Here is a 12,600-nt window from a genome sequence, read left to right as displayed (position 1 = left end):
AGGGCCCGCAGGCCCTTGATTTTTTTGCAGCGTTGCCTTTTACAGCACGTACGGGCCGTGCGCGTAGTGCTTGCCCAGGCTTTCCAGCGTGCGGCGGATCAGGCGGCCCCACGAGAAGGTGGTGGCTGGCTTGGCGGCGAAAGTGGCGGTAGCGGTGGTCATGGCGGCTCTCCTGTGTACTGCGGTAAATGTCGATAGGGGTAGATTACAGCAGGCTCAGATATAAATACAATTCCGTGTTTGGATATGCGCCATAGCTAAGTTGAATATCTTGGCCGATATGCGTTATCGTTCGCGTGAATAATAAAAAAAGGCCGGCGCGGGGCCGGCCTTGGAAGCTACCCTCGGCAGGGTTTAGAACTTGTATTGCGCGGTGACGTAGTACGTGCGGCCCAGCGGGTCGGCGTAGCGGCCGTCGTAGCCGACCTGGTTGCCGCCGCCCGAGTTGCGGATCGAGAACGGCGGATCACGGTCCAGCAGATTGCGGATGCCGGCGGTGATGGTCAGGTTCTTCACGTAGTTCAGCTTGGCTTGCCAGTCGAGCGTGGTGTACGAGCTGACGTCGTGGTCCAGCATGGCGGTCACACCACCGATGCTGCCGTCGGCGTTGACCACGCGCACGGCAGCGTCGTCCGCGGTCAGCGGCTTGTCGTGGTAGCCCGAACGGTAGTTGAAGGTCAGCGAGTTCGACAGCTTGTCCGAGGTCTTCAGTGTGAAGATCATGCGGCTGACCACGCGGAACACCACGTCGTCGTAGGAGTCGAAGCGGCCGATCGACTTTTCCTTGACCGACTTGCCGGTCAGCGGATCCGGCGTTTCCTGCTCGGCCTTCAGCATGTAGGTACCGGTCCAGTTGATGCTGGCCTTGCCGATCGGGGTGCTGGCGCGGTAGGTGGTGTCCCAGTCCAGGCCGGAGTAGCGCGACGACGCCAGGTTGAGCGGCTGGCGGATCGCGACCAGCACGTTGCTCTTCTGGATAGGGTCGGCGTACACGGCGATGTACTGCTGTGCCAGCGACGAGTTCTGATCAAACAGCTGATCCTGCGAGAAGGTGCGGATCTGGTTCTTCAGCTTGACGTCCCACCAGTCCAGGCCCACCGACAGCGCGGTGGTCGGCTCGATGCGGAAGCCGAAGGTGGCTTGTTTCGAGGTCTCGGCCTTCAGCGCCTTGGCGCCGGTGGCCGGGTTGCCGCTGTCCAGCAGGCCGTATTCCGACGAGCCCGGACGGCAGTACTTGGAGCGCGGATCGGTCGGCGCGGTGATCGGGCACGGGAAGTTGTTCGACGAACCGGCGTTCTTCAGCGGGTCGGCGATGTTGTTCAGCGTTGGCGCCTTGAAGCCGGTGCCGTAGGAACCGCGCACCAGCAGCGACTGCACCGGGGTCCAGCGCGCCGACAGCTTGTAGGTGGCCTTGGCCACATCCTCGCCCAGCTTGCCCGATGGCGCGGCCTTGCCGGCGGTATCGTAGCTGACGTTGTTTTTCTCTACGGCGTCGTAGCTGTCGTAGCGCACGGCGGCGGTGCTTTCCAGCGTCTTGGTCAGCGGCATCAGCAGTTCGGCGAACGCGCCCCAGTTCTTGCGGCTGGCGTCCAGCGCCTGCGAGCCGGTGCCGCCGCCGATTTCGACGTCGGTCCAGCCCGGGTTGCCGGGGCCGGGGCCCATGGCGATCTGCGACGGGGTGTCGGTGTAGGTCTGCTTGGTGAAGTCGGCGCCCAGGCCCAGGCCGGCAGCGCCGCCCGGCAGGTCGAACACCTCACGCGAACCGTGCACGCTGACCACGTCGATCTTGGACTTGGTCACTTCCAGGTCCTGCTGCAGCACGGCGCCGGCCAGCACGGCGGCAGCGCCGGTGCTCGACACGAACGGGTTGTACTTGCCGGTGCGGACCAGTTCCTCGAACTTGTTGCCGCTCATGTAGCCGGCCAGCGCCTTGTCGGTCTGCTTGTTCTGCGAGTGGGTGTACGAGGCACCCACGTCCCAGCCGGCGATGGTGCTGTCCACACCCGCCACGAAGTGCACGGCGTCGGTGCGGTACTCGTCGGTACGGCCGCCAGCGTCGGCGCCGCGGTAGTACAGGAAGGCGTCGGTCACGTCAGCGGGGTTGACGCCCTGGCTGGCCAGCAACGGCGCGACCGAGCTGTTGTAGGCGCCCAGGTAGGCGTTGTTGACGCTCTTGACGCCGGTATCGGGGTCGGTGCTGAACACGGTCAGCGGCTGGGCGGCCGGCGCGTAGCGCGCGGTGTTGGTGAACTTGGACAGCACCAGTTCGCTGTAGGCGGTGGTGTCCTTGCCCAGTTTCAGGGTGCCGTTGGCGAACACGCTGTCGCGCTTCAGTTCCGGCAGCAGTTGCACGGTGGCGGCGTAGTCGAAGCGGCAGGCGCCACTGCGCGCGAAGGTGTTGGGCTGGGTGCAGCCGTTCTTGGTCAGCAGGTCGGTGTTGAGCACGACGTCGTCGTCGGCAGTCACCACTTCCACGTTGGCCGGGGTCGAGTTGATCGAGGTCTGCCAGGTGGCGTATTGCTTGCCGTTGTGGGTGAACTTGTGCACGCCCGACTTGGCGAAGTCGCGCTGCGAGGCGTTCAGCTCCTTCTGCTCATCGTGGGCATACGAGACCTGGACGTTGAAGCCATCGGCCTCGACGTTGCCCCAGCCCTTGCTGATGGAGAAGTTGCTGCTCTTGCCGCCGGATTTCTGCGGCGTGTTGTAAGTGCCTTCGACGATCAGGTCGGTCTGGTTTTTCTTCAGGATGAAGTTGATCACGCCCGCGATCGCGTCCGAACCATACAGGGTGGAGGCGCCGTCGGTCAGGATCTCGACCCGTTCCACGGCCGACAGTGGGATGCTGGCCAGGTTGACCGCGCTGCCGGTGCCATACGGCGCCATGCGGCGGCCGTTCAGCAGCACCAGCGTGTACTGGGTGCCGATGGCGTGGATCGACGCCGTTTGTACGCCGCCGCCGCCGCCGTTGACCGAAGCCGACGAGGTGATGAAGCCCTGCATCGATGGCAGTTGGGCCACCAGGTCAGCAACGTTCTGCACGCCGCTTTGCTCGATGTCCGCGCGGCTCAGGGTCTGCACCGGCAGCGAGCCTTCCTTGGCGATGCGCTTGATCGACGAACCGGTGATTTCCACGCGGGCAATCGTGTCCGGGTCAGCGGCCTGCTGGGCCATCGCGGCGGCGTGGAGACCGAACGCCAGACCGCCAGCGCAGATCAGGCGAATCGATCGTGCCATTGCTGTTTCAACCATCATTGCTGTCACTCCCTATATTGAATTCGTTATTTTTTGTGCTGCTTTAATCCATCAAATCATTCGCGGACGGCCACTGTCAACGTGCAAGGAGCGACTGAATGTTGACAAAATGATGTGCCAATTTGGTGCGCGAAGCGCTCTAATTTGGTACGCATAGGCTATAAAACATCGGAAACATTGTTTTGTAATCAAAAACGACGCAAATGTGTGGCGGCGAGGAATGAAACTTGGTTCATATTGGTGCATCCTGTTTTAATGAAACTGAGTTCATGCAGCAACATTACGTTACTTTTACGCGACAGCTGCGCGCGGTACTGGCCTGGCTGTTGCGGGTGCCGAAACTGCGGTATTGTGGGAACCGTTTTTCGGCGAGAGGAGCGAGATGCTGGCGTTTACAGTTCGCCGCCTGGGGCAAATGCTGCCCACCATGGTCGGCGTGGTGCTGCTGTTGTTTGGGCTGTTTAATTGGGTGGGCGGCGACCCGGCCTATCTGCTGGCGGGCAAGATGGCTGACGCCGACGCCATTGCCGCCATCCGCCGCCAGTTGGGCGTGGATCAGCCGTATTACGTGCAGTTGTGGATCTTCATGAAACAGGTCGCCACGCTGGATTTCGGCCTGAGCTGGGCTACCGGCGAACCGGTGTCGGCACTGATCGCCAGCCGGCTGGGACCGTCGCTGGCGATCCTGGCGCCGCTGACCGTGCTGGAAACCGTGCTGGGCGTCGCGCTGGCGCTGGCGGTGGCCTTCCGGCGCGGCACGCTGACCGACCGCGCGCTGATGCTGGCGTGCACGGTGGGCATGTCGATCAGCATCCTGGTGTACATCATCGTGTTCCAGTACGGCCTGGCGTACCGGCTGGGCTGGTTTCCGGTGCAAGGGTGGGGCGGCTGGCGCTACGCGGTGCTGCCGGTGCTGATCGGGCTGGCGGTGTCGCTGGCGCCGACCTTGCGCCTGTTCCGCAGCTTCGTGCTGGACGAGGCGGGGCAGGACTATGTGCGCACCGCGCGCGCCAAGGGCCTGAGCGAGCGGCGCGTGCTGTGGGTGCATGTGCTGCGCAACGCCGCCATTCCCATCCTCACGCATGTGATGGCCAACCTGCCGGCGCTGCTGATCGGCGCCTTTTTGCTGGAGCGCTTCTTCGGCATTCCCGGCATCGGCCGCGAGGTGATCCTGGCGGTGGAGCGCAGCGATTTTCCGGTGATTAAGGCGATCACCGTCTACGTGGCGGCCGCCACCATGGTGTTCAATCTGCTGGCGGACCTGCTGTACCAGGCGGTCGATCCGCGGGTGAGGCTGGCATGACGGCCTGGCAGCGCTTGCGCGCCGATCGGCTGGCCATGGCGTCGCTGGCGGTGGTGGCGGCCTTTTTGTTGATGGCGGCGCTGTCGGCCGCCGGCCTAGTTGCCGCCGGCTGGGAAAACGAGGTGGCGCTCAGCTACGCGCCGCCTTCCTTGGTGGGCGCGGCGGCGGAGGCGGTCGCGCCGGCCGCGCGGCCGCACGCCGTGCCCGACAATCCCTTCGATCCGCTGGCGGACGACCTGCGGGCGCTGCGCGCCAGCCTGGCCGCGCGCAGCGGGGCGGCGACCGCGCCGGAGGCTGGCCGCCGCGCCACGCTGCCGTTCGGCGCCGACAAGTGGGGCCACGACGTGCTGCGTAAAACCATCAAGGGCGGCGAAACCTCGATCGTGGTCGGGCTGGTGGCGGCGCTGGTGGCGGTGGGGCTGGGCACGCTGTTCGGTGCCGTGTCCGGCTATTGCGGCGGCGTGGTCGACGATGTGTTCACCTGGTTCTACAGCATGTTCACGGCGATGCCGTCGGTGCTGATGATCCTGGCGGTGGCGGCGGTGCTGCAGCACAAGGGCGTGCTGACCATCGTGCTGATCCTCGGCCTGACCGGCTGGACCGGCCCCTACCGCCTGATCCGCGCCGAATACCTGAAGCACAAGACGCGCGCCTATGTGCTGGCCGCCGACGCCATCGGCGCCTCGCACTGGCGCCGCATGTTCGGCCACATCTTTCCCAACGTCAGCCACGTGGCGCTGGTGCAGCTGTCGATCCTGGCGGTGGGCTTCATCAAGGCCGAGGTCATCCTCAGCTTCCTGGGCTTCGGCGTCCCGGTCGGCACGGTGTCGTGGGGCAGCATGCTGAACGAGGCGCAGCATGAGCTGCTGCTGGGCCGCTGGTGGCAGCTGGCGGCGGCGGCCGGCGCGATGGCGGTGCTGGTCACGGCTTTTTCCCTGCTCACCGACGCGCTGCGCGACGCGCTTGACCCGCGGGCGGCGTCGTGAGCGCGTCGGAGATGCAGAACGTGTCGAACGTGCTGGAGGTGCGCGACCTGCGCATCGGTTTCGGCGCCGCGCCAGCGGTCAAGGGCATCAGCTTCAGCGTGCCGCGCCACGCCACGGTGGCGCTGGTGGGCGAGTCGGGCAGCGGCAAGTCGCTGACCGCGCTGGCCGTGATGGGCCTGCTCGACGCGGCGGCGGCCGTCAGCGGCGACATCGTTTTCGACGGCCGCGATGTGCTGGCGCTGGACCGCAAGCAGCGCCGCGCGCTGTGCGGCAAGGACATTGCCATGATTTTCCAGGAGCCGATGTCGTCGCTCAACCCGGTGTTCACCGTCGGCGCGCAGATCGCCGAGGTGCTGCGGCTGCACCTGGGCATGGGCCGCGCCGAGGCGCGCCGCCGCACGCTGGAACTGCTGGACGAGGTCGGCATTCCCGATCCCGCCGCCCGCATCGATGCCTACCCGGGCGAACTGTCCGGCGGCCAGCAGCAACGCGTGATGATCGCCATGGCCATTGCCTGCGCGCCCCGTCTGCTGATCGCCGACGAGCCGACCACCGCGCTGGACGTCACCATCCAGCAGCAGATCGTGGCGCTGCTGGCCCGGCTGCAACAGCGGCATGGCATGTCGGTGCTGTTTATCACGCACGATCTTGGGCTGGTGGCGCAGATGGCCGACCAGGTGGTGGTCCTGCGCCACGGCGTGGTGCGCGAAAGCGGCGCGGCTCAGCAGGTGTTGCGGCAGCCGGCCGACGCATACACGCGGGCGCTGCTGCATTGCCGTCCGCCGCTGGACGCGCGGCCATGGCGGCTGCCGGTCATCGCCGATTACCTGGAGGGCGCCACGCCGGCGCCGCAGCCGGCGCGCCGGCGCGGGCGGTCGCCGGCAGACCAGCCGCTGCTGGAGGTGCGCCACCTGAGCAAAACCTTCACGCTGCGCGACGGCTGGCTGCGCCGGAAGGAATTCCATGCGGTGCGGGAGGTCTCGTTCACGCTGGCGCGCGGCAAGACCCTGGGCGTGGTGGGGGAATCCGGCTCCGGCAAGACCACCCTCGGCCTGACCCTGTTGCGATTGCATCAAGCCAGCGGCGGCCGCGCGCTGTTCGGCGGCCGCGACCTGCTGGCCATGCCGGCGCGGGAATTCCAGGACTACAAGCGGCGCATCCAGGTAGTGTTTCAGAATCCCTACGCCTCGCTGAACCCGCGCTTCACGGTCGGTGACATTCTGCTGGAGCCGATGCGCATCCACCGCATTGGCGCCGACGACCACGAGCGCATGACCATGGCGCTGGCCCTCTTGGAAAAGGTCGGATTGCCCGCATCTGCGATCACCCGCTATCCGCACGCGTTTTCCGGCGGCCAGCGGCAGCGCATCGCCATCGCCCGCTGCCTGACGCTGCGGCCGGAGATACTGGTGTGCGACGAGTCGGTGTCGGCGCTGGACGTGTCGGTGCAGGCGCAGGTGCTCAACCTTTTGCAGGATTTACAGGATGAGCTGGGCCTGTCATACCTGTTCATTTCCCACGACCTGGCGGTGGTGCGCTACATGGCCGACGAGGTGTTGGTGATGCGGCAGGGCGAAGTGGTCGAGCTGGCCGATGCCGACACGCTGTACCGCAATCCGCAACATCCGTACACGCGGGCCTTGCTGGCGGCGGCGTCCGGCAGCGGTTAAGCGTTTTTTAAGTTAAGATATCCGTATGGCGAATTTAATCCTCCTGCTCCAACAATATGGCGTCCTGATCGTGTTCGGCATCGTGCTGATCGAGCAGATCGGCATGCCGATTCCTGCCTTCCCGATCCTGATCGTGGCCGGCGCCATGTCGGTTGATGGCGACGCGTCGTGGTTTTCCGTGCTGGCGGTGGCCATGCTGGCCTGCCTGATCAGCGACAGCTTCTGGTTCCGCGCCGGCCGCTTCTACGGCAAGCGCATCCTCAAGCTGCTGTGCAAGATTTCGCTGTCGCCCGACTACTGCGTCAGCCAGACCGAGGACAACTTCAAGCGCTGGGGCCCGAAGGCGCTGATTGTCGCCAAGTTCATTCCCGGCTTTAACGTGATCGCGCCGCCGCTGGCCGGCGCGCTGGGCACCCGGCGCGGGACCTTCCTGTGCTTCAGCATCATGGGCAGCCTGCTGTGGGCCGGCACCGGCATCGCCATCGGCGCCTTCTTCCACACCAGCGTGGACAAGTTGCTCGACATCCTCAGCACCATGGGCACGACCGCGCTGGTGGTGCTGCTGGTGTTGCTGGGCCTGTTTGTGGCATTCAAATACGTGGAGCGCAAGCGCTTCCGCCAGTCGGTGGAAATCGAGCGCATCACCATCGATGACTTCAAGCATCTGATGGAGCAGGGGCACGAGCCGATTCTGGTCGACGCCCGCAGCGCCACCGCGCAGATGCTGGACCCGGCCGTGCCGGGCGCGCTGCTGTTCAATGGCGGCGAGCTGAGCGCGGAGATCAGCGGACTGGACAAGAGCCGGCCGATCATCGTCTACTGCAGCTGCCCGAACGACGTGACCGCCGCGCACGTGGCCAAGAGCCTGATCGGCCAGGGCTTCCACCGCGCCCGTCCGCTGCATGGCGGGCTGGAAGCGTGGAACGCCGCGTTCCGCAGCGAATCGCTGCCGCAGGACAAAACCGCCTCCGCCTAATAAATACATTCAACCCGCACCCCTACCCGATGGGGTCTGGCCCCGTTCGGGGTCAGACCCCGCACACCGCTGCGCCGCGGGGTGTCGCATCCCGAAACGGTAGTCATACTACGCCCCAAATCCCCCGTTTCCCGAAGTTCTGTAGCAAAACTGTACTAAAACTACAAACTCCGCTTGCCTGAGTTGGCGAAAATACTTTAAGCTTAAGCCTCAACTTTTTTCGATCCATCATGACAGCTCAGTCCGTACAAACGCCTCCCTCCCTGACCACTGTGTTCCCTGGTGGCCCGCGTCTGCTGGCGGACATCGGCGGCACCAATGCGCGCTTTGCGCTGGAAACCGCGCCGGGCCGGATTGAAGCGATCGAAGTATTGGCGTGCGCCGCCTACCCAACCCTGGCCGCCGCCCTGGTTGCGTATCTGGCTTCGCCGACCGTCGCCCAGGCGGGCGTCACCGGCATCCGCAACGGCGCCATCGCCATCGCCAACCCGGTCACCGGCGACATGGTGCGCATGACCAACCACCACTGGGCATTCTCGATCGAGGCGCTGCGCCGCGAAGTCAATTTCGACACCCTGGTGGTGGTCAACGACTTCACCGCGCTGGCCAGTTCGCTGCCGCAGCTGTCGGCCAGCCAGAAGCACCAGGTGGGCGGCGGCGTCGGCGTGCCGGGCACCCCGCTGGGCCTGATCGGCGCCGGCACCGGTCTGGGCGTCTCCGGCCTGGTCCCGGGCAAGGACGGCTGGACCGCGCTGCTGAGCGAGGGCGGCCATGTCACCTTCTCGCCGGCCAATCCGACCGAAGTGGCGATCCTGCAGTACGCCTGGAAAGAATTCGAGCACGTCTCGGCCGAACGCCTGATGTCCGGCGCCGGCATCGAACTGATTTACCGCGCGCTGGCCGACCATGGCGGCCTGCCGGCCGAAAAACTGAGCGCGGCCGACATCTCGCGCCGCGCCCTGAGCGGCGAATGCGCGTTGTGCGACCAGGCCATCGAGGCGTTCTGCTGCATGCTGGGCACCATCGCCGGCAATATCGCCGTGACGCTGGGCGCGCAGGGCGGCATCTATATCGGCGGCGGCATCGTGCCCAAGCTGGGCGAGCGCTTTGACCGTTCCGGCTTCCGCGCCCGCTTCGAAGCCAAGGGCCGCTTCAACAAATACCTGGCCGCCGTGCCAACCTGGGTGATCACGGCCGAATATCCGGCATTTGTTGGTGTTTCTGCAATCTTGTCGGAGCGACTTGCCGCTGAGTAAACTCAGTTACATTTCAATGACGTCGAAATGCGCGTTTTGTGCTTTTATCAGGTACAATTCGCGGTGTTGGATGAAACGTCTGGCTTCCTGCCCACGTTTCACGTAGAAAGCAAGGGCTTAGGCCGTTGCCGGCATGTCCCTCCTTCCCGCCAGGTGCGCATAGGCCTTGGTGTCGGAAAAGCAGCTTCAGCGAGTCCTCCCGCCAGCCTCACTGAATGTGATTGATTTCTTTCGATTTTGCTTATGGATACAGTTGAGGCTAAAAAAGTCCTCGAAACCGCCTTGCTATGCGCTCGTGAGCCGTTGTCGATCCACAGTCTGAAAAAACTGTTTGTCGAGCTGGACGATCAGGACCGGCCGCGCGGCCCCGGCGTCGGCGCCGATACGATCAAGGAATTGCTGGAAGAATTGCGGCTCGACTGGGCCGGCAGGGGCGTGGAAGTGATCAGCCTGTCGAGCGGCTGGCGCTTCCAGAGCCGCCCCGAGATGAAGCTGTACCTGGACCGGCTCAATCCGGAAAAGCCGCCCAGGTATTCGCGGGCGACGCTGGAAACGCTGGCCATCATCGCCTATCGCCAGCCGGTCACGCGCGGCGATATCGAGGAGATTCGCGGCGTCGCGGTCAACTCGCAGACGATCAAGATGCTGGAGGACCGCGGCTGGGTGGATGTGATTGGCTACCGCGATGTGGTCGGCCGTCCGGCCTTGCTGGGCACCACCAAGCAGTTTTTGGATGATTTGGGCTTGAATTCGCTGTCCCAGCTGCCGCCGTTGCAGCAAATCAGCGACGGGCAGAACGCGATGGAAACCCTGGAAGCGGCTCTGCAAGAAAACTTTGATAAAGCGGCGCAGCAGGACAGTGCCGATTCCGCAGACATTGAGCAAGAACCCGGCCCTGCGCCAGATTTAACGGTTGACGCTGAGCACAACCAAGAAACGAATAATGAACAAACCTGATACCCCTGTGACGAACGACGCAGCGGCGGCCGAAGCTGCCGTCAAGCCGAAGCGCCGTACCAAAGCCCAGATCGAGGCCGACCACGCGGCGGCCGCCGCTTCCGCCGGCGACGCGCCAGCCGCCAAGCCCAAGCGCAAGACCAAGGCCGACAGCGAAACCGCCGATGCGGTTGCCGCCAACACGCTGGCGCCAGTGAAAAAATCGCGCGCCAAAAAGGCCGATGCCGCCGCCGACGCCGCCCCAGCTGAGGCCGATGCCGCCGCAGCGCCGGCCGCCAAGCCGGCCAAGCCGCGCACCCGGAAGGCCGCGCCAGCCGCCGAGGTGAGCGCCGAGGCGCCAGCCGCCGTTAGCGCGCCGGCCGCCGCTGAGGCCGCAGCGCCGGCCGCGTCCGCCGAAGCCGGCGAGCGCGCCGAGCGCCAGCAGCGTCCGCGTGGGCCGCGCCAGATGCGCGAACAGCGCGCCGCCCGCCAGGCCGCCAATCCGCGTCCGGAGCCGGTGGCCGCCGACGCCGCCGAGGCGCCAGCACCCGCGCCAGGCGCGGAAGGCGCCGCCGCGCCGGCCGTCGCCAAGGATGGCAAGCCGCGCAACGAGCGTAACAACCAGCGCAACGGCAAGAACAAGAAGAACGGCAAGCAGCGCGGCGGCCAGAACGCCGGCGGCGCCAAGCTGAACGACGCCGATGCCGCCTTCTCCTACGTCACCTCGGATGCGTTCGACAGCGACGACGGCAAGGGCCGCCAGCCGCAGAAGGCCGCGCGCCGCGACCTGACCGCCGAGGACGACGCGCCGAAGCTGCACAAGGTGCTGGCCGAAGCCGGCCTGGGCTCGCGCCGCGACATGGAAGAACTGATCGTCGCCGGCCGCGTGTCGGTCAACGGCGAGCCGGCCCACATCGGCCAGCGCATCCTGCCGACCGACGCGGTCCGCATCAACGGCAAGCTGATCCAGCGCCGCGTCAGCAAAAAGCCGCCGCGCGTGCTGATCTACCACAAGCCGGCCGGCGAAATCGTCTCGATGGACGATCCGGAAGGCCGCCCATCGGTGTTCGACCGCCTGCCGACCATGAAGGCCGGCAAGTGGCTGGCCGTCGGCCGCCTGGACTTCAACACCGAGGGCCTGCTGCTGTTTACCACCTCCGGTGACCTGGCCAACCGCCTGATGCACCCGCGCTACGGCATCGACCGCGAATACGCGGTGCGCACGCTGGGCGAGCTGGAAGAGGGCATGCGCCAGAAGCTGCTGGCCGGCGTCGAGCTGGAAGACGGCGTGGCGCAGTTCTCCAAGATCGCCGACGGCGGCGGCGAGGGCATCAACAAGTGGTACCGCGTGATCATCGGCGAAGGCCGCAACCGCGAGGTGCGCCGCATGTTCGAGGCGATCGGCCTGACCGTGTCGCGCCTGATCCGTACCCGCTACGGCGCCATGACCCTGCCAAGCAGCCTGAAACGCGGCCGCTGGGAAGAGATGGAAGAAAACGCGGTGCGCGGCCTGATGGCCGCCTACAGCGTCGAGAAGAAGGGCGGCGCGCAGCCTGCCAAGCAGCCAGCCAAGCCGGCGCCGAACAAGGGCCCGGAAAAGCGCGGCCGCAACGGCAGCCGCGACCAGCACGCCGAGCGCCGTGACGAGCGCGATGATCGTGACTTTTACGATGATGACGAGGACGACGAGAACGAGCCGAACTTCAACCGCGCCGATCTGAGCAACGCCAACGCGCTGCCGTTCGCCAAGCCCGCCCGCAACGGCGGCCGTGGCCAGGGCGGCTTTGGCGGTGGCAATGGCGGCAATGGCGGCAACGGCGCCGGCAACGGCAACCGCGGCGGCAAGGGCCGCCCGGGCCAGGGTGGCGGCCAGACGTCGGGCCGTCCGGGTGGCCGTCCGCAGGGCATCGGCGCGTACGCCGGCGGCCGTCCGCTGGGCGAGGCGCCGGGTCCGCGCGCACAAGGCCAGGGTGGCCGGGGACAAGCGCAGGGCCAGGCCCGCGGCCAGCAGTCCAAGGGCCCGAGCCGGGGTCCGCGCCAGCCGGATCCGTTGCAGACCACCTTCGGCTTTGGCGCCGCCAGTGGCGCGCCGCGCCGCGGCCAGCCGCCGCGCGGTGGCGCCATGGATCATGGCATGCCGCGTCGCCGCAAGGGTTAATCAGCGCACTTTGCCTTGTTGTTTGCCTGTCATGCCGCCCGTGCGGCATTGCGGCGAACAGCA

Annotated in this window: 9 protein-coding genes; 7 read left to right on the top strand and 2 right to left on the bottom strand. The window is 66.0% G+C overall.

Going from position 1 to position 12,600, the window contains the following annotated elements; translation table 11 throughout:
- Positions 1 to 39: 39 nt before the first annotated feature.
- A complete protein-coding gene (locus FHW58_RS27740; RefSeq protein WP_255484687.1) occupies positions 40 to 162 on the bottom strand; it encodes a hypothetical protein in 123 nt (40 codons plus the stop codon).
- A gap of 192 nt (positions 163 to 354) precedes the next feature.
- Entirely contained in the window at positions 355 to 3,234 is a 2,880-nt protein-coding gene (locus FHW58_RS18475; protein WP_229265396.1) for a TonB-dependent receptor domain-containing protein, read from the bottom strand.
- 400 nt (positions 3,235 to 3,634) lie between these two features.
- On the opposite strand from FHW58_RS18475, the gene FHW58_RS18470 reads away from it, so the two are divergent.
- From FHW58_RS18470 to FHW58_RS18440, 7 genes are all read left to right on the top strand, one after another.
- A complete protein-coding gene (locus FHW58_RS18470) occupies positions 3,635 to 4,555 on the top strand; it encodes an ABC transporter permease (RefSeq protein ID WP_179674609.1) in 921 nt (306 codons plus the stop codon).
- Complete coding sequence (locus FHW58_RS18465) at positions 4,552 to 5,541, top strand: ABC transporter permease (protein ID WP_179674608.1); 990 nt, start codon at positions 4,552 to 4,554, stop codon at positions 5,539 to 5,541. The genes FHW58_RS18470 and FHW58_RS18465 overlap by 4 nt, the downstream gene beginning before the upstream one ends.
- A gap of 11 nt (positions 5,542 to 5,552) precedes the next feature.
- Positions 5,553 to 7,211, top strand: coding sequence for an ABC transporter ATP-binding protein (locus FHW58_RS18460; RefSeq protein ID WP_179674650.1), 1,659 nt, complete (start codon positions 5,553 to 5,555; stop codon positions 7,209 to 7,211).
- A 25-nt stretch (positions 7,212 to 7,236) separates the two neighbouring features.
- Positions 7,237 to 8,187, top strand: a complete 951-nt coding sequence (locus tag FHW58_RS18455; protein WP_179674607.1) for a VTT domain-containing protein — start codon at positions 7,237 to 7,239, stop codon at positions 8,185 to 8,187.
- 230 nt (positions 8,188 to 8,417) lie between these two features.
- On the top strand, positions 8,418 to 9,443 hold the full coding sequence (locus FHW58_RS18450; RefSeq protein ID WP_179674606.1) for a glucokinase: 1,026 nt from the start codon (positions 8,418 to 8,420) through the stop codon (positions 9,441 to 9,443).
- Positions 9,444 to 9,686: 243 nt separating this feature from the next.
- Positions 9,687 to 10,400, top strand: coding sequence for an SMC-Scp complex subunit ScpB (gene scpB / locus FHW58_RS18445; protein ID WP_179674605.1), 714 nt, complete (start codon positions 9,687 to 9,689; stop codon positions 10,398 to 10,400).
- Positions 10,387 to 12,537 (top strand): pseudouridine synthase, encoded by a 2,151-nt coding sequence (locus tag FHW58_RS18440; RefSeq protein ID WP_179674604.1) that lies wholly within the window; start codon positions 10,387 to 10,389, stop codon positions 12,535 to 12,537. The genes scpB and FHW58_RS18440 overlap by 14 nt, the downstream gene beginning before the upstream one ends.
- Positions 12,538 to 12,600 lie beyond the last annotated feature (63 nt).

This window comes from Duganella sp. 1224 (assembly GCF_013408245.1).
GTDB lineage: Bacteria > Pseudomonadota > Gammaproteobacteria > Burkholderiales > Burkholderiaceae_D > Rugamonas.
The sequence above is the reverse complement of the archived record's forward strand: the minus strand, read 5'-3'. Positions and strand labels throughout refer to the sequence as shown.

Coding starts and splice junctions, on each gene's coding strand:
- FHW58_RS27740 (WP_255484687.1), bottom strand. CDS start 162: ATGACCACCGCTACCGCCACTTTCGCCGCCAAGCCAGCCACCACCTTC.
- FHW58_RS18475 (WP_229265396.1), bottom strand. CDS start 3,234: ATGGCACGATCGATTCGCCTGATCTGCGCTGGCGGTCTGGCGTTCGGT.
- FHW58_RS18470 (WP_179674609.1), top strand. CDS start 3,635: ATGCTGGCGTTTACAGTTCGCCGCCTGGGGCAAATGCTGCCCACCATG.
- FHW58_RS18465 (WP_179674608.1), top strand. CDS start 4,552: ATGACGGCCTGGCAGCGCTTGCGCGCCGATCGGCTGGCCATGGCGTCG.
- FHW58_RS18460 (WP_179674650.1), top strand. CDS start 5,553: ATGCAGAACGTGTCGAACGTGCTGGAGGTGCGCGACCTGCGCATCGGT.
- FHW58_RS18455 (WP_179674607.1), top strand. CDS start 7,237: ATGGCGAATTTAATCCTCCTGCTCCAACAATATGGCGTCCTGATCGTG.
- FHW58_RS18450 (WP_179674606.1), top strand. CDS start 8,418: ATGACAGCTCAGTCCGTACAAACGCCTCCCTCCCTGACCACTGTGTTC.
- scpB (WP_179674605.1), top strand. CDS start 9,687: ATGGATACAGTTGAGGCTAAAAAAGTCCTCGAAACCGCCTTGCTATGC.
- FHW58_RS18440 (WP_179674604.1), top strand. CDS start 10,387: ATGAACAAACCTGATACCCCTGTGACGAACGACGCAGCGGCGGCCGAA.